The sequence below is a fragment of the Allorhizobium sp. Av2 genome (assembly GCF_021462805.2).
Classification (GTDB): domain Bacteria; phylum Pseudomonadota; class Alphaproteobacteria; order Rhizobiales; family Rhizobiaceae; genus Allorhizobium; species Allorhizobium vitis_G.
This window is the reverse complement of record NZ_CP192696.1, coordinates 1317685-1336148: the sequence shown is the minus strand read 5'-3', so window position 1 is coordinate 1336148 and position 18464 is coordinate 1317685. Positions and strand designations below refer to the sequence as shown.

The 18464-nt window shown below is 57.1% G+C and carries 20 protein-coding genes, 1 tRNA gene, 1 pseudogene and 1 riboswitch; of the genes and pseudogenes, 10 read left to right on the top strand and 12 right to left on the bottom strand.

The annotated features are described in order from the left end of the window. The first annotated feature begins 27 nt into the window (after nt 1–27). The 6 genes from FS819_RS06490 (at nt 28) to FS819_RS06465 (ending at nt 5133) form a co-directional block, all read left to right on the top strand. Nucleotides 28–831: an ABC transporter permease gene (locus FS819_RS06490; RefSeq protein WP_156547845.1), complete on the top strand. Its 804-nt coding sequence runs from the start codon at nt 28–30 to the stop codon at nt 829–831. After that, nucleotides 828–1658, top strand: coding sequence for an ABC transporter permease (locus FS819_RS06485; RefSeq protein WP_156547846.1), 831 nt, complete (start codon nt 828–830; stop codon nt 1656–1658). The genes FS819_RS06490 and FS819_RS06485 overlap by 4 nt, the downstream gene beginning before the upstream one ends. A 234-nt stretch (nt 1659–1892) precedes the next feature. Beyond that, nucleotides 1893–2159: an usg protein gene (locus FS819_RS06480; RefSeq protein WP_041696536.1), complete on the top strand. Its 267-nt coding sequence runs from the start codon at nt 1893–1895 to the stop codon at nt 2157–2159. Nucleotides 2160–2353: 194 nt separating this feature from the next. Then, the gene (locus FS819_RS06475) at nt 2354–3163 is read left to right on the top strand and encodes a class I SAM-dependent methyltransferase (RefSeq protein WP_070164593.1); all 810 of its coding nucleotides are present in this window, start codon (nt 2354–2356) and stop codon (nt 3161–3163) included. Nucleotides 3164–3184: 21 nt separating this feature from the next. Beyond that, on the top strand, nt 3185–4159 hold the full coding sequence (pip, locus tag FS819_RS06470) for a prolyl aminopeptidase (RefSeq protein ID WP_156547847.1): 975 nt from the start codon (nt 3185–3187) through the stop codon (nt 4157–4159). A 104-nt stretch (nt 4160–4263) separates the two neighbouring features. Continuing rightward, nucleotides 4264–5133 carry an NAD(P)-dependent oxidoreductase gene (locus FS819_RS06465; protein WP_156547848.1) on the top strand — a complete coding sequence of 290 codons (870 nt, stop codon included), beginning with the start codon at nt 4264–4266 and terminating at the stop codon, nt 5131–5133. Between the two features lie 37 nt (nt 5134–5170). On the opposite strand, the gene FS819_RS06460 is transcribed toward FS819_RS06465, so the two are convergent. From FS819_RS06460 to FS819_RS06450, 3 genes are all read right to left on the bottom strand, one after another. Continuing rightward, nucleotides 5171–5659 carry an Lrp/AsnC family transcriptional regulator gene (locus tag FS819_RS06460; protein ID WP_015915887.1) on the bottom strand — a complete coding sequence of 163 codons (489 nt, stop codon included), beginning with the start codon at nt 5657–5659 and terminating at the stop codon, nt 5171–5173. 65 nt (nt 5660–5724) lie between these two features. Next, the gene (locus tag FS819_RS06455) at nt 5725–6360 is read right to left on the bottom strand and encodes a uracil-DNA glycosylase family protein (RefSeq protein WP_156547849.1); all 636 of its coding nucleotides are present in this window, start codon (nt 6358–6360) and stop codon (nt 5725–5727) included. Then, the gene (locus FS819_RS06450; protein ID WP_156547850.1) at nt 6357–6872 is read right to left on the bottom strand and encodes a thermonuclease family protein; all 516 of its coding nucleotides are present in this window, start codon (nt 6870–6872) and stop codon (nt 6357–6359) included. The genes FS819_RS06455 and FS819_RS06450 overlap by 4 nt, the downstream gene beginning before the upstream one ends. Nucleotides 6873–7002: 130 nt before the next feature. Here FS819_RS06450 and FS819_RS06445 point away from each other — a divergent pair, with 130 nt between their 5' ends. After that, on the top strand, nt 7003–8538 hold the full coding sequence (locus FS819_RS06445; RefSeq protein ID WP_156547851.1) for a sensor histidine kinase: 1536 nt from the start codon (nt 7003–7005) through the stop codon (nt 8536–8538). Between the two features lie 19 nt (nt 8539–8557). Here the strand turns inward: FS819_RS06445 and FS819_RS06440 are convergent, their stop codons facing one another. Next, complete coding sequence (locus FS819_RS06440) at nt 8558–8869, bottom strand: hypothetical protein (RefSeq protein ID WP_139190284.1); 312 nt, start codon at nt 8867–8869, stop codon at nt 8558–8560. Between the two features lie 175 nt (nt 8870–9044). Here FS819_RS06440 and FS819_RS06435 point away from each other — a divergent pair. After that, nucleotides 9045–9119, top strand: a tRNA-Asn gene (locus tag FS819_RS06435). A gap of 82 nt (nt 9120–9201) precedes the next feature. Here FS819_RS06435 and FS819_RS06430 read toward each other — a convergent pair. The 3 genes and pseudogenes from FS819_RS06430 to FS819_RS06420 form a co-directional block, all read right to left on the bottom strand. Continuing rightward, nucleotides 9202–9465 (bottom strand): hypothetical protein, encoded by a 264-nt coding sequence (locus FS819_RS06430; RefSeq protein ID WP_070164587.1) that lies wholly within the window; start codon nt 9463–9465, stop codon nt 9202–9204. Nucleotides 9466–9589: 124 nt separating this feature from the next. Continuing rightward, nucleotides 9590–10108, bottom strand: coding sequence for a GNAT family N-acetyltransferase (locus FS819_RS06425; RefSeq protein WP_234624433.1), 519 nt, complete (start codon nt 10106–10108; stop codon nt 9590–9592). After that, nucleotides 10109–11209: pseudogene (locus tag FS819_RS06420) on the bottom strand (anhydro-N-acetylmuramic acid kinase); the annotation flags it as partial. A gap of 141 nt (nt 11210–11350) precedes the next feature. Between FS819_RS06420 and tyrS the strand changes: the two are divergent. Further along, on the top strand, nt 11351–12607 hold the full coding sequence (gene tyrS / locus FS819_RS06415) for a tyrosine--tRNA ligase (protein WP_156547852.1): 1257 nt from the start codon (nt 11351–11353) through the stop codon (nt 12605–12607). 81 nt (nt 12608–12688) lie between these two features. Here tyrS and FS819_RS06410 read toward each other — a convergent pair whose 3' ends face one another. Then, complete coding sequence (locus tag FS819_RS06410) at nt 12689–13195, bottom strand: methylated-DNA--[protein]-cysteine S-methyltransferase (protein ID WP_156547853.1); 507 nt, start codon at nt 13193–13195, stop codon at nt 12689–12691. Continuing rightward, complete coding sequence (locus FS819_RS06405) at nt 13192–14124, bottom strand: DMT family transporter (protein WP_156547854.1); 933 nt, start codon at nt 14122–14124, stop codon at nt 13192–13194. Before FS819_RS06405 ends, FS819_RS06410 begins: the two co-directional genes overlap by 4 nt. Nucleotides 14125–14237: 113 nt before the next feature. Here FS819_RS06405 and FS819_RS06400 point away from each other — a divergent pair, with 113 nt between their 5' ends. Beyond that, entirely contained in the window at nt 14238–14822 is a 585-nt protein-coding gene (locus tag FS819_RS06400) for a bifunctional transcriptional activator/DNA repair enzyme AdaA (protein ID WP_156547855.1), read from the top strand. A gap of 77 nt (nt 14823–14899) precedes the next feature. Here the strand turns inward: FS819_RS06400 and bluB are convergent, their stop codons facing one another. From bluB to FS819_RS06385, 3 genes are all read right to left on the bottom strand, one after another. Further along, nucleotides 14900–15586 carry a 5,6-dimethylbenzimidazole synthase gene (gene bluB / locus FS819_RS06395; protein WP_156547856.1) on the bottom strand — a complete coding sequence of 229 codons (687 nt, stop codon included), beginning with the start codon at nt 15584–15586 and terminating at the stop codon, nt 14900–14902. Between the two features lie 78 nt (nt 15587–15664). After that, nucleotides 15665–15860: riboswitch (cobalamin riboswitch) on the bottom strand. Between the two features lie 18 nt (nt 15861–15878). Further along, the gene (locus FS819_RS06390) at nt 15879–16712 is read right to left on the bottom strand and encodes a TolB family protein (RefSeq protein WP_156547857.1); all 834 of its coding nucleotides are present in this window, start codon (nt 16710–16712) and stop codon (nt 15879–15881) included. Between the two features lie 5 nt (nt 16713–16717). Continuing rightward, entirely contained in the window at nt 16718–18397 is a 1680-nt protein-coding gene (locus FS819_RS06385) for an NAD+ synthase (protein ID WP_156547858.1), read from the bottom strand. Between the last annotated feature and the right edge of the window lie 67 nt (nt 18398–18464).

The window sequence follows — 18464 nt, the reverse complement described above, 5'->3', positions numbered from 1 at the left end:
GCAAAGACCGCAAGGGGAATTGGCTAAATGGGCGGACTCGCTTCCGCGCTCGACGCCTTCTGGGCGCTCGTTTCGCAGATTTTCGATCCCTTTTGCGGCAGCGCCGGGATCTTCGCCTGGTTTGCATCCGGGACACTTCTGGCCTGCGGCGACGCGGGCTGGGGCGATGAAATCGGTTTCGGCTTCAAGGTCACCGTCACGCTGGCTGCGGCAACCCTGCCCTTCGGATTGGTCATTGGCTTCCTGATTGCCCTTGCCACCCAAAGCAGCGAGCGCATGTTGCGCCAGGCAGCCGCAATCTACACGACGATCTTTCGCGGCCTGCCGGAACTCCTGACGCTGTTCATCGTCTATTACGGCTCGCAGATCCTCATTCAGTCCGTCCTCGCCTCCATGGGCTTTGAGGAACGGATTGAAATCAACGCCTTTTTCGCCGGCATGATCGCACTGGCTCTGGTGTTTTCGTCCTATTGCGCCGAGGTGTTGCAATCAGCCTTCCGCGCCATTCCCTCCGGTCAATATGAGGCGGGCTTTGCCATCGGCCTGTCGCGCACCAAAACCATGCTGTTGGTGATCGTGCCGCAATTGATCCGCATCGCCCTGCCCGGCATCGTCAATCTGTGGATGAACCTTTTGAAGGATACCGCGCTGGTCTCTGTCATCGGCCTTTCCGACATTATCCGCCAGACCGGCATTGCCGCCCGTGTCACCAAGGAAGCCTTCCTGTTCTATACGATTGCCTGTGCGCTTTATCTGGTGCTGGCAATCCTCTCCTCCATCGCCGTCGGCTATATCGAAAACTGGACGAAACAGTCGGGGGCGAACCGATGAGCCACAGTCTTGAACTGATTCCGCCGCGCCCAGCACCTCCAAGACATGAGCATCGCGTTACCCCTGGCCGGGTATTGGGCGGATCTTTGCTGCTGGTCTGGGCTTTGCTTGGCCTTGGCCTGCTGGCGATGATGATCGGCAATTGGGACCAGGATAAATTCGTCAAATACGGTCCGCGTTTTATTTCGGGCCTTGGGACGACGCTCAGCATCGTCGTCATCTCGATTGCCGCAGGCGCGGTCCTCTCTATCCCAATCGCCTTTGGCCGGATGTCGAAAAACCGTCTGGGCAATGCCGTGACCTATGCCTATGTCTATGTCTTTCGCGGTACGCCGCTGCTGGCGCAGGTGTTTCTGGTCTATTACGGCCTGGGTGGGTTCCGGACGGAATTCGAGGCCGTCGGTCTCTGGTGGTTCTTCCGCGATGCCTGGTATTGCGGGTTGCTGGCACTGTCGCTGAACACGGCCGCCTATCAGGCAGAGATCCTGCGGGGCGCGATCCGCAGCGTTGGACGCGGCCAGCATGAAGGTGCTGCTTCGCTGGGTCTGCCGCGCACCGTCACGTTCTGGAAAATCATCCTGCCGCAAGCGCTGATTGTTGCGCTTCGGCCTTACGGCAATGAAATCATCCTGATGGTCAAGGGTTCGGCCATTCTGTCGATCATCACCGTTCTCGATATGATGGGCGAGACCCGCTACGCCTTCTCGCGCACCTTCGACTACCAGACCTATCTTTGGGCGGCGATCTTCTATCTCGCCATTGTCGAAATCCTGCGCCATGGCTGGGCCGCCATCGAGACACGGCTGACGCGCCATCTCAAGCGCTGACAAAACCTGGCAGCACTCAAGACGATACGCTGCTAACCATATGATTTTTATTTTGAAATGTCATTTATGACAGTTTTGTTAAGCCTCAATTAAGCCTCGCATGGAACCATCATCCTATCGGACGAACCGATGCGCGACGGGCAGGTTTAACCTGTGCCGCCGGGATCAGAATGGGAACGAAACGAGGTTGCCATGAACACTGACATCAGGAATGACGACACACATAAATCTGGCATGACTTCCGATATGGAAATGATGCTGAAAGGCTATGGCATGACCACAGCGCAAATTCTCTACCGCATGCCTGATCACCAAAACCTGCTGCAAACCTTCATCTGGCAGAATTACGATCTGGCCCCGGATTTTCCGGAAATGCGCGGCTTTCTGAAATTCTGGCAGGAAAAGCTGGATGGACCGCTGCATTCGGTACGCTATGTCCATCGCAAGCTGATTGCCGCCAACGAATGGCGGGCGCTGAAAGGTGAATTCATCCTGCATTGACAGTCGGCCTTGGAGGGAAAGCTGCCAATATTGCCAAACGCGCCATGAGCCGGTAGACCCTCACGCCAATCGCCTGTTCTCGGCACCGACCATTGACTTTCAATGCCGGGCCGAGATCATGCGGATGGATTGAAATTTACGCCAGAGCCTGACGCCCGATCCGGTGCGCGGCGGCGTGATCTGAGGGCGACGCAATGGCGAAAATCGATGAAGAGAAGCTGTCCGAGGCTTATAACCGGGCATTGGCGCTTGAGAAGGCTGGCGATATCGACGCTGCGGTGAAGGCCTATCACGAGGTTCTGGAAATCGACCCGGAAGACCATGGCGGGGCTGCCGTGCGTCTTGCCTCGCTTGGCCGTGGTGAAACGCCGCCGCGTGCCTCCGATGCCTATGTGGAAACGCTGTTTGACCAGCATGCCGAGGATTTCGAAGATATTCTCGTTGATCAGCTCGGTTACGCCGTGCCGGTCATCGTGCGCCAGCGCTTGCAGGAACTGAAGCTTGGCCCATTCAAGCGCCTGCTGGATCTCGGCTGCGGCACCGGCCTGACCGGCGGCACCCTGCGCGATATGGTGGACGATATCACCGGCATCGATCTTTCGGAAAACATGGTCGAGATCGCCCATGAGAAAGACCTTTACGACACGCTTTACGTTGCCGAAGTCGAGGATTTCCTTGAGGACAATGACGAGGACCTGTTCGACGTGATCACCGCTACCGATGTCCTGCCCTATCTTGGCGCGCTTGAGCCGCTGTTTTTCGGCGTGTCGGAAAATCTGATGCTGGGCGGCTATTTCATCTTCTCCTCGGAAACCATGGGTGAGGATGTGCCCTACAAGGTCGGCCCGCATCAGCGTTTCGTCCATGCGCAGACCTATATCCGCGAGCGGTTGGCCGCCACTGGCTTCGAGGTCGTCGAAGTCACCGACATCAATGTGCGCATGCAGGATGGTGAGCCTTCGCCCGGCCATCTGGTGATCGCGCAGTTAAAAACCTTGAACTGACCTAAAAGCCGCGAGGGCGAGATGACCGGACCAGATCTTCATCCGCCCTTGCCGCCCTACCGAACCGGCCACCTGCCGGTCACGGACGGCCACCGGATCTATTTCGAATGCAGCGGCAACCGTCAGGGCATTCCGGCCGTCATTCTGCATGGCGGCCCCGGCTCCGGCCTCTCTGAAACCACGCGCCGATTCTTCAATCCCGAGCACTATCACATCATCCAGTTCGACCAGCGCCATTGCGGTCGCAGTCTCCCCTTTGCGGGCGATCCGGTGGTCGATATCAGTACCAACACGCTGCCGCATCTGCTTGAGGATATCGAAGCGCTGCGCCTCCATCTCGACATTGAGCGCTGGCTGGTGATGGGCGGGTCCTGGGGATCAACGCTGGCGCTCGCCTATGCCCAAGCGCACCGGAAGCAGGTTCTCGGCCTGCTGCTGACCATGGTCGTCACGACAAGTGCTGCCGAAATCGAATGGATCACACGCGGCGTCGGACAGTTTTTTCCGGCAGAGCATGCCCGCTTTCTCGACCATCTTTCAAGGGATCAGCGAGACGGCGATCTCACTACCGCCTATCACCAACTGCTGATCAATCCTGACAAAGAGATTCATGAAAAGGCCGCAAGTGCCTGGTGCGCATGGGAATCCGCCCATCTTGCCGTAAAGGCGGGCTATGTCCCGCATGCCAGATGGTCGGATGCCCGGTTTCGGCTGTGTTTTGCCCGGCTTGTCACCCACTACTGGTCGCATCGGGCCTGGTTAGGCGATGGGGAAATCCTTCAGCGCATCAAGCTGTTGGAGGGTATTCCTGCCATATTGATTCATGGCCGCCTCGATTTCGGTAGCCCGCTGAAGACGGCCTATGATCTGCATCAGGCTTGGCCGGGCAGTCGGTTGATTGTCGTTGAGGATGGTGAACACAATATCAGTGCGCCTGGCATGGCAGCCAGTGTCATCGGGTCCCTGCAACGCCTTGCCCGCGAATTGAAACACTGATCCGGCACCACCCCATCATGGCCGCTTGGCCCAAAAATAACTTTTCCTGCGTTGCGGGCTGCGATACCTCTGGCGGCGCGCAATAAGCAAAGGAGACTTAAGACATGGCCAAGGTGGCATTCATCGGATTGGGCGTCATGGGTTATCCCATGGCCGGACACCTGAAGGCGAAGGGCGGCCATGATGTGACGGTCTATAACCGCACCACGGCCAAGGCCGAAAGCTGGGTAGCCCAGCATGGCGGGGCGCTTGGCCTGACACCGGCAGAGGCCGCGAAGGATGCCGCTTTCGTCTTCACCTGCGTCGGCAATGACGATGACCTGCGTGCCGTCACCATTGGCGTCGATGGTGTTTTCGCGGGCATGAAACCCGGTGCGATCTTGATCGATAACACCACGGCCTCAGCGGACGTTGCCCGCGAACTTTATCAGGCTGCAAAGGCCAAAGGCATTGGCTTCATCGATGCGCCAGTGTCCGGCGGTCAGGCTGGCGCGGAAAATGGTGTGTTGACCGTTATGTGCGGTGGCGATGAACCAGTGTTCGAACAGGCCCGCCCGGTGATCGACGCCTATGCACGGATGATTGGCTTGATGGGGCCAGCGGGTTCCGGTCAGTTGACCAAAATGATCAACCAGATCTGCATTGCCGGTATCGTTCAGGGCTTGGCAGAGGGCGTGCATTTCGGCAAGCGGGCCGGTCTCGACATCGAAAAGGTCATCGATGTGATTTCCAAGGGCGCTGCCGGTTCCTGGCAGATGGAAAACCGCCACAAGACCATGGCCGTCGGCAAATATGATTTCGGCTTTGCCGTCGATTGGATGCGCAAGGATCTGGGCATCGTGCTGAACGAAGCCAAGACCAATGGCGCCACCCTGCCGCTGACAGCCCTGGTCGACCAATTCTACGGCGACGTGCAGAAGCTTGGCGGCAATCGCTGGGATACGTCATCCCTGCTGGCCCGGCTGGAAAAATGATGAGATTGGGGAGCCTGTCTATCAGGCTCCCCAACCCTTATTCTTCACCCGATTTATTATTGTCGAGCATCATGTAATCGAGCGGCAATTCGGTCGTGTATTTGATCTGCTCCATGGCGAAGGCCGAGGATACGTCACGAATCTCGATCTTGGCGATCAGCCGCTTGTAGAAGGCATCATAGGCGCCGATGTCAGGCACCACGACCCGCAGCAGGTAATCCACATCGCCGCTCATGCGATAGAATTCGACCACTTCGGGAAATTCAGCCACGACTTCGGAAAAGCGCTTCAGCCATTCGATCGAATGGGTATTGGTGCGCACCGAAACGAACACCGTCACCTTGGTATTGACCTTGACCGGATCGAGCAGCGCCACGCGGCGCTTGATCACGCCATCCTCTTCCATCTTCTGGATACGCCGCCAACAGGGCGTGGTGGAGAGACCGACCTTCTTGGCGAGGTCGGCAACGGCAAGAGTGGAATCCTCCTGCAAAATACGCAGAATTTTACGGTCCAGACGATCCATGAGCGACACCATTGAAATTTTTTTTCGGTATAGCGCAATTTGGAGCGAACGAAAGCAAAATGCTTTCACCGTAGCCAGTGATCCACTTGCTTTTTCAAGATAGGTAGCAATTCTGCCTCAAACCACGGATTGCGGCGCAGCCAACCGCTGTTTCGCCAACTGGGATGAGGCAGCGGCAAAATCTTCGGCCCTGGCCGGTTGGTAAAAAACGATTCGCGCCAGCTTTGCACCGTGGCATGCAAGGTTGGTTTTCGCAGGTCGCCCATATGCCAGCGTTGCGCATATTGGCCGATGGCAAGCACCAGTTCCACCTGTGGCATGACAGCCATGGCCGCATCGCGCCAATGCGGGGCGCATTCGCGCCGGGGCGACAGATCGTGACCTCTGGCATCATATCCCGGAAAGCAAAAGCCCATCGGCAGGATGGCAAAGTTGCGGCTATCGTAAAACGCCTCCCTGTCCACGCCCAACCATTGCCGCAGCCGATCGCCCGAGGCATCGTTGAAAGGCAGTCCGGTTTCATGCACCCGCTTACCCGGCGCCTGCCCGGCAATCAGAATGCGAGCGGTAGGCGACAGAATCACAACGGACCGTGGCTCATGCGGCAGCGCCGTTGCCTGTGTCGGACAATCCCGGCAGATCCGGCAGGCGTGAATGGCGGCGCGCAGTCCGTCGAGGTCAACAGGCACGTTCACGGTCAATTTTCGTCCTGCCTGCGGATGATATCATTGCGAGGATGCAGTTTTCGCCATTCTTCTGGCCGGTCGAAAGTGCCTGCCCAAAGCCCGACTTTGTCGGCCTGGGCCTGCTTTTCCTCACTCTCATAGCCGCCCGCATTCAGAACGAGACCGGAGCGAACCATGTCGGCACCAACATCGCGGCCCATGACAGTGCAGGTCACCAGAATACGGTCGTTTTCAATGCGATCCCTTCCCTGACAGAGAACACCGGCCTGAGCCATGCGCTGGGCCAGACCGAATCGGGCCTGTGCACCGCAAAGCTGGACCACGCCATCCTCACCCCGGCACCGCTGACCAATTTCGGGTGAATCCAGGCCTTTGAGTTGCAGACGTTGACCATTTGTCACCAATGTTTCACCATCGGCAATCACGAAAGGGCCATCGAAGGACGGCATTTTGCGGGGCCAGAAGGCAGCGGCAATCATAGTGCCGATGACCAGGCAGACGAAGGCGGCAGCAATGATCCGATGCATGCGTGACACAATCTGGCCCTTTTCAATAACAGCCGGTATCCGAGAATGGCAAATAAAACCTTTCCAGAAAGTAACTCTTAAGACTTCATGGCTAGTCTGAGACGGACCGCGGAAAAAATGCAACCATATCATGGGTAACGGCGTCTCAAACTCGACCGACAAGAATATTGTCGACCTATCGCGTAGCCACCGCAACAAGGCGACGGCAAAAGCCTTACGCATGACCAGAGAACGCTTGCATTCCACCCATGGCGGCACACCGGCTTTCGAAAAAGACCTGCTGTCCATGCATACCCAGGCCAGCCTGCAAGGCGCGGCCATCACACCTTTCATCACGATATTGACCGCGGGCCTGACGGCCTACCTGTCGGGAAGCCCGATCTATATCCTCTGGGCGCTGCTGACGCTGAGCATTCATGCCCTGAACATTCTGCTCATTCGCAAGGCTGCCAAGCGCATTCCGGTCTCCCATCATCAGGAACATTGGCGCCATGTTCTGCTGGGCGGGCATCTGGCCATGGGCTGCTGCTGGGCCGCCTTTACCTTCCAGACCTGCGAGGCCTGCGGCCCGACAAGCAACCTGCTGCTGAAAGGCTCCGTGCTGCTGGTGGTGCTCTGCACCACGGCCATGACCAATATTTTGCTGCGTCAGGCCGTACTCTATGCGTTTACCCCACCGATCATTGCGCTTTCCGCTCAGGCGTTTTTTTCGCAACGTGTCGACGACGCGACGCTGGCCCTGGCCTTTACCGTCTCCGTGCTGTTCTTCATCTATATCACCGGCAGGCTCTATGTCTCCAACCTCAAGCTGATCTCCTTCCAGAGCGAGAAGGACGACCTGATCGCCGAGTTGGAAGTGGCCAAATCCATGTCGGATGAAGCCCGCCGCCGGGCGGAAGAAGCCAATATGGCGAAATCGCGCTTTCTCGCCTCAATGTCGCATGAGTTGCGCACACCATTAAATGCCATTCTCGGCTTTTCCGAGGTCATGGCCCAGGAAGTGCTGGGGCCACTCAACAATCCGCTTTACCGGGAATATTCCGGCGACATTCACAGGTCCGGCCAGCACCTGCTCAATCTGATCAACGAAATACTCGATCTGTCGCGGATAGAGGCTGGCAAATACGATCTTTCGGAAGAATCAATCTCGTTGCTTGAAGTCGCCGAGGACTGCGTCGGCATGGTGCAATTGCGCGCCAAGGCCAAGGATATCAAGATTTCCCAGCAATATGAAGTCAACCTGCCCGCCCTTTGGGCCGATGAAAAGGCGCTTCGGCAAGTGGTGCTGAACCTTTTGTCGAATGCGGTGAAATTCACGCCGCCGGGCGGAGAAATCTTCGTCAAGGTCGGCTGGACCGTCGGCGGCGGGCAATATGTCTCCATCAAGGACAATGGCCCTGGCATCGCCGAAGAGGAAATCCCCGTGGTGCTCTCAGCCTTCGGCCAAGGCTCCATCGCCATCAAGAGCGCCGAACAGGGGACGGGCCTAGGCCTTCCCATCGTCCAGGCCATCCTCGCCAAGCATAGCGGCGAATTCAAGCTGAAATCAAAACTGCGCGAGGGGACGGAAGTGATTGCCATCCTGCCCGCCAAGCGCGTCCTGCAAACGATTCCAGCCGTACAAGGCACCCAGGCCGTGGAACCGAAGCGACGTTATTTCGCCTGAACAAACGAGTTCTGAACCCTCACCGCTGCATATGGGGCCGTCGTTTGCGCCCCAGCTTCCAGCCATTTTTTTGAGCCCTGGCAAATTTCAGCCCGGCCCTTCGGCGAAACCGCCGGACCGGCGCGACGTCATGGGACAGCACCAAGACACCAAGCGGCACCATCCAGAAGCCAAGCACGGGCAGAAAGCCCAGGCAGCCGCCAACCACCAGAAGACTGCCAACCGTGATCCGCCCGCCGCGAGACTGCGGGATCGGCAGGTTGAAACGCCCCAGATGCAGGCGGCCCTTCTCGGTATCCATATGATAGGTCTTGGTTTTCTTTTCCGTCACAGTCGTCCTTCAAGGCCGCTTGAGGCCAGTTTTCCCACAGACATCAGATGGGAAAGAGGGGAAAACAAAACAAGAGGCACTTTTTTTTCAAAAAGGGACTTGGCAAACCATCAAAGCCTGAGTAGAAGCCCACTCACACCAACGGACGCGGTTCACACCGCTTCAAACGGTACATTCCCTGGTAGCTCAGCGGTAGAGCATTCGACTGTTAATCGACAGGTCGCCGGTTCGAATCCGGCCCGGGGAGCCATATTCCAGCTGAATAGCTGACATTATAAAGCCGGATCATTTCTGATCCGGCTTTTTTTCTATCCTAATTCAAGCTGATGGGCTTAACGGCAAACCGTGGTTGTCTTGTAGACCCAACGCCCATGATGACGGAACTTGACCTTCTTGGTCCGGCAGTTATCGCGGTAGGCGTGATGACGCCGCTCGAAATTGCGATGATGCGGACGACGATCGTCACGGCTGTAGTAGCGATCAGGATTATGACCGCGATCATACACCATAACCCTGACATCATCGGCCAGAGACGGCGCCGCCGTTGCTGTGATGCTTCCCAGACCGATCAGACATGCGACCAAAAATTTCTTCATCTTCTATCTCCTGATGCGTTTCACTGGAAACGATGACTGGAGATTAAGCGAAACAAGATGAACGCAATCTGATCCTCTTGTTCATGTTGAGGACGGGTGTTTTTCAGCGGTCACATGCCTTCGGTTACTCAGTCGCCACGCATTCAAAAAACTGAAATGGCCGACCTTTGTAGTCGCGCTGCTCCGTCTCCGTAAGGCCGATCTTGCGCAGCACGGCCAGCGAGGCCGCGTTATCGATATGGGCGAAGGCGATGAAGGCGTTACCGATGCCTTGCTCAAAAAACCAGTGCTTCAAGCCATCAGCGATTTCCGTTGCAAAGCCTTTGCCCCATTCATCATGGCAGATGGAATAGCCCAATTCGTAATGCCCGCTGTCTTTCGACCACGAGAAACCGGCACGCCCGATGAAGCGGCCATCCTCCCGGGCAACCAGCTTGAGCTTACCAACACCATTTGCCTCATAGTCATCCATCCAGCCATCGATGCGCTCAGCCGAATAGGACTGGCTCCATGGCGCTCCCGTGCTGACAAAGCGGCTGGTTTCAGGGGTCGAATGAAGATCGGCCAGCAATGTCTCATCGCCCGCCCGCCATGGGGTCAGCAAAAGCCGCTCCGTCTCGCAGACCAGCGGAACTTGATGCACCCCGCCCGAGACCGCCTGGCGCACGCCAGTGGTACCAGGAAAGGTCAGTGGCAAGCCTTTTAGCGATCGCACCGCCAGATAGGCCCAGGCCTCCGCCTCCATGGCATCGCCATCGAGCGCCAGATCATCGGCATTGACGATCACAGCCCCTTCCCGCGCCGCCATGTCGCTCAAATCTGCCATGACAACCTCATTCAACCGGCCACCGCCGCAGATCACATAGGTTTTCGGCTGTTGCGGCAAATGCCGGGCCGAGGCGAAAATCGACGCCGCGGCCACATGCGCCAGCGTGCGCGCGCCATCTTCAAGGCTGATATCACCGGGCTTGGGCGGGGTGAAATCATTACGATCCAGTGAGCGGCGCAGATTGGAGGTGAAAAACCCATGGCCGAGATATCGGTCCGCCAATGGCTTCACCACCCTGCCCTTGGCAGCAATCCCGCCTCCGGCATCAAAAGCAAGACCAGTGTGGGCCTCAACCCATTGGTCGATCAGGGTATTGCCGGGACCACTGTCAAAGGCAGCGATTTCGCCGTCGGCACCGATATAGGTCAGGTTGGAAATGCCGCCGATATTGACGAAGCAGGCCGGAAGGCGTTCCGCCCCCAACCCGCCAGCCAAGGCGGCATGATAGGCAGGCACCAGCGGAGCGCCTTGCCCGCCATGCACCATATCATTGGCCCGCATATCGTAGACGACATCAATACCGATTTCGCGGGCCAGCAACGCGCCATCGCCAAGCTGCACCGTCAAAGCCTGATCCGGCCTGTGCAACACCGTCTGGCCATGAAAGCCGATGACATCGATATCGCGGGCGCGAAGCCCATTCTGCATCAGGAAGGTCTTGACCGAATCTGCATGACGCAGCGTCAACTCCCTCTCCAGCGCGGCCAAGCTTGCCGGGCGCTGGCGGCGGTCGGTGATCACCTTGGCATCCTCCAGCCCCTGCTTCAGTCGCTGGCGAAACGCATCGTCATAAGCCACCGCCAGAAACGGCCCACGCTCCACCACCGCCTCGCCATCTGTAGTGACCAGGGCAACATCGATGCCGTCCATGGAGGTGCCACTCATCAGGCCGATTGCTTGCAGCGTTTTGGTCACGACTCGATGTTCCTTTTCCCGGCGATCAGAAAGAGCGGTATTGATGGCTGAAATTGATGCACTTTTCAAAAAACAATGATAAAGCCGCCTCGAATTCCAAATTCACAAGAGCAAAGTCCGATACCAGAAGGCGTGACGATCATGTCCAAGTTCAAGTCCGATTTCCTCCGTACAATGCATGAGCGCGGGTTTATTCATCAGATTTCCGATGAAACCGGCCTTGATGATCTGTTGTCGAAGGAAACCGTGACCGCCTATATCGGCTATGATCCCACGGCATCGTCACTGCATGCTGGCTCGCTCATTCAGATCATGATGTTGCACTGGTTTCAGGCAACCGGCCATCAGCCGATTTCTCTGATGGGTGGCGGCACTGGCATGGTGGGCGATCCGTCCTTCAAGGAAGAAGCCCGTCAATTGATGACCGTGGACAAGATCGAGGACAATATTGCCTCGATCAAGCGCTGCTTCGCGCATTACCTCGATTACGACAAGGGCCCCAAGGGCGGCGCATTGATGCTCAACAATGCCGAATGGTTGCGTGGGCTGAACTATCTCGAATTCTTGCGCGATGTGGGCCGCCATTTCTCGGTCAACCGCATGTTGTCGTTCGAGAGCGTCAAGACCCGCCTCGACCGCGAACAGTCGCTGTCCTTCCTGGAATTCAACTACATGATTCTCCAGGCCTACGATTATGTCGAGCTGAACAAGCGCTACGGCTGCCGCCTGCAAATGGGTGGTTCTGACCAATGGGGTAATATCATCAACGGTATTGACCTTGGCCACCGCATGGGCACACCGCAGCTCTACGCGCTGACCTCGCCACTGTTGACGACATCCTCCGGTGCCAAGATGGGCAAGTCGGCCACCGGCGCTGTGTGGCTGAATGCCGACCTGCTGTCGGCCTATGATTTCTGGCAATATTGGCGCAACACGGAAGATGCTGACGTCAGCCGCTTCCTGAAGCTCTACACAACGCTGCCGATGGACGAGATCGCCAGATTGTCGGCGCTGGGTGGTGCGGAAATCAACGAGGTGAAGAAAATCCTCGCCACCGAAATTACCGCCATCCTGCATGGCCGCGCAGCCGCCGAAGAAGCAACTGAGACGGCCCGCAAAACCTTCGAGGAAGGCGCACTGGCCGACAACCTGCCCTCCATCGAGGTCGCTAGCGCCGAGCTTGAGGCAGGCATCGGCCTTCTCGCCCTGATCGTCAAAGCCGGCCTCGCCGCCTCCAACGGCGAAGCCCGCCGTCATGTGCAGGGCGGAGCCGTGAAGATCAATGATCAAAGCGTGTCAGATGAGCGCGCAAGCATTGGCACTGGTGAAGTGACGGCTGATGGGGTGATCAAGCTGTCATTGGGTAAGAAGAAGCATATTTTGGTACGTCCGGTTTGATGTGATAAGCCCTCTGTACCTTTGTGGGTGCGGAGGGCTTTCATTGTTTATAGATGTGATGGAATTTCTGAGAAAAGACCATCAAAGCAGCCGTGGCTCATCAATCCCTACGGCAGCTCTCTCAAGCGTCAAAAGCCACTTTTTCGTATCAAGACCACCACCAAAACCCGTCAAACTTCCGTTCGAACCAATCACCCTATGACAGGGAATGACAATCGGGAGTGGATTGGCTCCATTTGCAGCCCCAACCGCGCGGCTCGCTGATAAACGACCTATGCGGCGTGCCAACTCGCCGTAACTGATTGTCATGCCAAACGGAATTCGTATCAGTTCTTGCCACACGTCACGTTGAAAATCGGTCCCTTCCAGATCGAGCGGCAGATCAAATTCCTGCCTTGTCCCATTAAAATACGCCCGCAACTGATCTTTCGTGCCTTCGAAAGCGGCGTCATCCAACACCCATTCCGGTTTAGGCTTGATGAAGCCCTTGCCGCTTGGAAAACCAATACGGGATAGTCTGCGACCATCACCCGCCAAAAGAAGGCTGCCTATCGGGCTATTCATAAACGTGTAGCGAACATTCTTCATTGGCGGCTCCCATCGTTCCTTTTGTCGAACAATCGAAACAAACGACCGTCTATCGATATCAGGCCCATAAAAATCAAAGCCATGCCAGCGAAATGGTTGAATGCTAAGACCTCCCCCAGAAACACGCTTCCCAAAACGATGGCGCTCACAGGAATGAGCAAGGTCACCAGAGAACTGTTAATCGCGCCGCCCACGGCGAGAATATGAAAAAAGATAATATAGGCCAGCGCGGTGGACAGCAGCCCCAAGCCCAGAAGCGCTGCGATGACGCCACCGCTCGGCGCTGCCAAGTGCCAAGGCGCGTCCACAAAGGCAACGATTGGTATCATCATAAGGGTCGTCGCCGTCGTCTGGCCAAAGGCACTTGTCGTTGGCGTAATTCCCATGCGCCGAAACCGGCGGCCAAAGACACCTGCAAACCCGTAGGATAGAGCAGCCCCAAGGCAGGCAAACAGGGCCAGCAACGAAAGCTCGTGTGATGACAGGCCATTGCCGGACATCAGCACCAGAACACCCATGAAGCCAAAGAGGATGCCTGCGACCTTATTGGGTGCCAGCCGTTCTTCTTCGGTCAGGAAATGCGCCACAACAATCGAAAAGATTGGCGTCGTTGCATTCAGGATCGAAGCAAGGCCGCTGGCAATCTGCGTCTGCCCCCAAAAGAGAAGGCTGAACGGAATCAAATTGTTCAACAACCCCATACCGAAGAAAGCCACCCAGATTTTCGTGGCTGTTGGAATGGCCTGTCGCGTTACCCGCAGATAGACATACAAAGCCAAGGCCGCAATTGCCACACGCGCAAAAACGACAGTAAACGGCGGCAGTTCAGAAAGGGCAACCTTTGAAAAGAAGAAAGAACCGCCCCACAGAACGGATAGAAACAAAAGGAGAGCCCAGTCTGAAAGGCCCATGGATTCTGTTTTCTGCATATAAAGATCCTGTCGTGATGCAACAGGGCAAACCTATCCGATCTCACGCCCCTTACTCGCCGGAATCGGACTCCGTCCTTTTATGAGTATCCAGACTGCTATAATATCCAGCCATGAGTTTGGATATTTCCATATGCGAGCAAGCATGGCTGGCACGTAACCCAGATTTCGACGGACGATTCTTCATCGGCGTTCGAACCACAGGGGTGTATTGCCGTTGCGTGTGCCCCGTGCGCCTACCCTATCGCTGCAACGTCGAATTCCTGCCAAGTGCAACGGCGGCTGAACTGGCGGGCTATAGGCCCTGTTTGCGCTGTCGGCCGGAAACAGCGCCATTTTGTCCTGCCTGGAAAGGAAGTGCGACGATTGTGGAAAGAGCCGCCAGACTTATAAGAGAGGAAGGAGCCCTTGATGCACGAGAAGCAACAGTAGAAATGCTTGCCGAGCACGTCGGAGTTGGCGCACGACATCTTACCCGCCTGTTCCAGAAACATCTTGGAGCAAGCCCTATTCAGGTGGCTAAAACAGCCCGCGTGCAACGCGCAAAACGCCTCATCACCGAAACGGACCTGCCGATCACTGACATCGCTCTACAATCCGGCTTCACAAGCCTCAGACGCTTTAATGCAGTTTTTCAGGAGGTCTATAAGCGCCCGCCAACAGCCATCAAACGAGCATCTCGGATGCAAAATTCATAGAAGTTTTGCGATCATTTAAACTTTCTTGGGGCGTTCATCACTATATCCTCATCGCATTCGATATTACAAAATGCACGTCATCCGGCACCCTTCCACCCCTCCTCAAACACCAAATCCTCCAACGCTAGCCGCTTACGCCACCCCTTCACCTGCAATTCCGGCTCATCATACAGCTCCGCAACGTGGCCAAGGCACAGCCACCCCACAATCTCAATCCGGTCTGGAATATTGAGAATGGCGCGCAAATCAGCATCGTGAAAAATGCTGACCCAGCCGACGCCAATGCCTTCTGCGCGGGCGGCGAGCCAGAGGTTCTGGATGGCGCAGACGGTGGAATAGCTGTCCATGCGGGGGTTATGGGTTCGCCCTAGCACCACGGGGCCTGCGCGGTCTGGATCGCAGGTGACGCAGATGCCGAGTGGGGCTTTGAGAATCCCTTCCAGCTTCAGATTGCGGTAAAGCGTGGCTTTTTCGCCTTCAAACAGCGCAGCCGCCTCGTCATTGGCCTTGGAAAAAGCCTGCCAGACGGCTTGGCGGCGGTCAGCGTCGCGCACCAGGATGAAATTCCATGGTTGCATGAAGCCGACAGAGGGGGCGTGGTGGGCGGCGGTGAGGATGCGCCAGAGCGTGTCATCGTCGATTGGGTCGGCTAAAAATTCATCGCGCACGTCGCGGCGGGTCATGATGGCCCGGTAGACGGCGGCGCGTTCTTCGTCAGAAAAGGCTCCGGCGGACACCAGAGCATCGTTCACTAAGTCCTGCATCGTTTGGTCCCCAACAATGCGCCCCACGCGATCCCTTGCGAATCGCGATCAAGCAAAACGCACCTGCCGTCCGCGCAGATGCGTCTATCATGTCAGGCCGGTCTTCTGACTGGGTTTCATCTGGCTAACGCACCCTTCCCGGTCTCACCAGTGGGTCGGGAATTTCTTCCCTTTGCGTCAGCCATCCACCTCACAGCGTTGGGCACGTTGCGGAATTTCACCGCATTCCCGATTCTCCCGCAAACATGCAGGCACCTGACAAAGGGCTGGTACTGTCAGACTGCGGCAATGCTTAGGCGATCGCCGGAAAATACCGCACATAGGCGAATTCCTGGCCGTCCGGCGACCAGCTAGGCACATTGATCGTCCCCTGCCCACCAAACAGCTCAAACAGGGTTTCGACATTGCCGCCGTCCATGTCCATCAGACGCATGCGGACATGGAGATCGCGCGGGTGATCGAAGACATCGGCGTCATAGGAAATGAACACCACCTTGCGGTTATCAGGACAGGGATGGGGAAACCAGTCGCCCTGCCCGTCATACGTCAGACGCTGTACGTCCGTACCATCCGGGCGAATGCGCCAGATCTGCATCGTGCCGCTGCGGCTGGAGTTGAAATAGATCCACGCGCCATCCGCCGACCAGTCCGGCCCATCATTGCGGCCTTCGCCATGGGTCAGGCGGCGCTCGTCGCTGCCGTCAACCGAAATCGTATAGATGTCGAAGACCTGGTCGCGGATACCGCAATAACACACCCTTCCGCCATCCGGCGACCAGCCATGCCAGTAGGAGGGCAGGTTTTCGGTGATCTGGATCGGCTTGCCACCTTCGGCTGGCAGGATGTAGAGGCAGGTTTTGCCGTGCTGCACCTTGTCGCAGATCGCCAGCCATTGACCATCCGGCGAAAGGCCGTGGTCATTGTTGCAGCGGGTGGCAAAGCCGGTGTCGATCTTTTCCGGCACCGGCTGCCCGACCAGAGGCAGGCGATACATCAACCCGTCATCATTCAGGATCAGGGAGGCGCCATCCCGCGACCAGTTCGGCGCTTCCACCAAACGTTCCGTCTGCCAGACAATGCGGCTCTGGCGGGTCTCAATATTGTAAATCTCGACAGAGCTGCGCATTGCCGCTAGCGATCCCGGAACCGATTGGTAATCGGATAACGGCGATCCCGGCCAAAGTTTTTCTTGGTGATCTTCACGCCCGGAGCCGACTGGCGGCGCTTGTATTCGGCCAGATAAAGCAGGTGTTCGATGCGATGCACGGTGGCGATGTCATGGCCGCGCGCCAAAATCTCGTCCACCGACATTTCCTTTTCCACCAGGCATTCCAAGATGTCATCCAGCACCGGATAGGGCGGCAGGCTGTCCTGGTCCTTCTGGTCGGGGCGCAGTTCGGCAGATGGGGCCTTGGAGATGATGTTGGCCGGAATGACCTCACCCGCCGGGCCAAGCGCACCCACTGGCACATGGCCATTGCGCCAAGCCGACAGCGCATAGACCTGCATCTTGTAGAGGTCCTTGATCGGATTGAAGCCGCCGTTCATGTCGCCGTAGAGCGTCGCATAGCCCACCGACATTTCCGATTTATTGCCCGTGGTTACCACCATCGAGCCGAACTTGTTGGACACCGCCATCAGGATAGTGCCACGGGTGCGGCTTTGCAGGTTTTCCTCGGTAATGCCGCTTTCCGTTCCCTCGAACATATCGGCAAGGCTGGAGAGAAAGCCCTCTACCGGCTCTGAAATCGGCACGATGTCATAATGGCAGCCAAGCGCCTTGGCGCAATCGGCGGCATCCTTGAAGCTTTCCTCGGATGTGTAGCGATAGGGCAGCATGATGGTGCGCACCCGCTCATGCCCCAGCGCATCGACGGCCATTGCCGCACAAATCGCCGAATCAATGCCACCGGACAGGCCGAGCACCACACTCTTGAAGCCGTTCTTGTTCACATAATCGCGGAAACCCAACATGCAGGCGCGGTAATCCGCCTCCTCACCCTCGGGGATATCAGAGACTTTGCCTGCCGCGCAACTCCAGCCATCGGCGTCCCGCGTCCAGGTGGTCAGCACAATGCTTTCCTCGAACTGCGGCATCTGAAAAGCCAGCGTCTTATCCGCATTGAAGCAGAAGCTGGCACCATCGAACACCAGTTCGTCTTGCCCGCCCACCTGATTGGCGAAAACCAGCGGCAAGCCGCTTTCGATCACCTGGCGCAGCACGACCTGATAGCGCACCTGAAGCTTGCCATGGTAATAGGGCGATCCATTGGGAACCAGCAGAATTTCCGCACCGCTTTCGGCCAGTGTCTCGCAAACGCCGAGATCGTTCCAGATTTCCTCGCAGATCGGCACGCCCAGCCGCACGCCACGGAAGCTCACCGGTCCCGGCATGTCGCCTTCGACAAACACCCGCTTCTCATCGAATTCGCCGTAATTGGGCAGATCGATCTTGTCGCGCAGACCGAGGATTTTGCCGCCATCGATGATCGCCACCGAATTGTGCCGGCCTTTATCGCCCTGACGCGGAAAGCCGATGATAACTCCCGGTCCGCCATCGGCGGTATCGGCGGCCAGTTCATCCACCGCTGCCTTACAGGCTTGAAGGAAGGCGGGTTTCAGCACCAGATCTTCCGGCGGATAGCCGGAAATGAACAGCTCGGATAGCAACAGAAGATCGGCCCCCAGCGCGGCGGCCTTGGCGCGGGCGGCCCGGGCAAGGCTGAGATTGCCCACCACATCGCCCACGGTCGGGTTGAACTGAGCCACGGCAATGCGCAGCGTTTCGGGTCTTTGGACTGTGTCGCTCATGGCTCAAGGTTTACCCCGGCCATCGGTGGACTGCAACGGCCCAAAACGACCTGCTGAGATGAAAAAT

Excerpts from the sequence above, each read along its gene's own strand:
- FS819_RS06445 (WP_156547851.1), top strand. The coding sequence starts at position 7,003 with ATGGGTAACGGCGTCTCAAACTCGACCGACAAGAATATTGTCGACCTA.
- pip (WP_156547847.1), top strand. The coding sequence starts at position 3,185 with ATGACCGGACCAGATCTTCATCCGCCCTTGCCGCCCTACCGAACCGGC.
- FS819_RS06480 (WP_041696536.1), top strand. The coding sequence starts at position 1,893 with ATGACTTCCGATATGGAAATGATGCTGAAAGGCTATGGCATGACCACA.
- tyrS (WP_156547852.1), top strand. The coding sequence starts at position 11,351 with ATGTCCAAGTTCAAGTCCGATTTCCTCCGTACAATGCATGAGCGCGGG.
- FS819_RS06475 (WP_070164593.1), top strand. The coding sequence starts at position 2,354 with ATGGCGAAAATCGATGAAGAGAAGCTGTCCGAGGCTTATAACCGGGCA.
- bluB (WP_156547856.1), bottom strand. The coding sequence starts at position 15,586 with ATGCAGGACTTAGTGAACGATGCTCTGGTGTCCGCCGGAGCCTTTTCT.
- FS819_RS06465 (WP_156547848.1), top strand. The coding sequence starts at position 4,264 with ATGGCCAAGGTGGCATTCATCGGATTGGGCGTCATGGGTTATCCCATG.
- FS819_RS06430 (WP_070164587.1), bottom strand. The coding sequence starts at position 9,465 with ATGAAGAAATTTTTGGTCGCATGTCTGATCGGTCTGGGAAGCATCACA.
- FS819_RS06410 (WP_156547853.1), bottom strand. The coding sequence starts at position 13,195 with ATGAAGAATGTTCGCTACACGTTTATGAATAGCCCGATAGGCAGCCTT.
- FS819_RS06490 (WP_156547845.1), top strand. The coding sequence starts at position 28 with ATGGGCGGACTCGCTTCCGCGCTCGACGCCTTCTGGGCGCTCGTTTCG.
- FS819_RS06405 (WP_156547854.1), bottom strand. The coding sequence starts at position 14,124 with ATGCAGAAAACAGAATCCATGGGCCTTTCAGACTGGGCTCTCCTTTTG.
- FS819_RS06400 (WP_156547855.1), top strand. The coding sequence starts at position 14,238 with ATGAGTTTGGATATTTCCATATGCGAGCAAGCATGGCTGGCACGTAAC.
- FS819_RS06460 (WP_015915887.1), bottom strand. The coding sequence starts at position 5,659 with ATGGATCGTCTGGACCGTAAAATTCTGCGTATTTTGCAGGAGGATTCC.
- FS819_RS06385 (WP_156547858.1), bottom strand. The coding sequence starts at position 18,397 with ATGAGCGACACAGTCCAAAGACCCGAAACGCTGCGCATTGCCGTGGCT.
- FS819_RS06485 (WP_156547846.1), top strand. The coding sequence starts at position 828 with ATGAGCCACAGTCTTGAACTGATTCCGCCGCGCCCAGCACCTCCAAGA.
- FS819_RS06390 (WP_156547857.1), bottom strand. The coding sequence starts at position 16,712 with ATGCGCAGCTCTGTCGAGATTTACAATATTGAGACCCGCCAGAGCCGC.
- FS819_RS06450 (WP_156547850.1), bottom strand. The coding sequence starts at position 6,872 with ATGCATCGGATCATTGCTGCCGCCTTCGTCTGCCTGGTCATCGGCACT.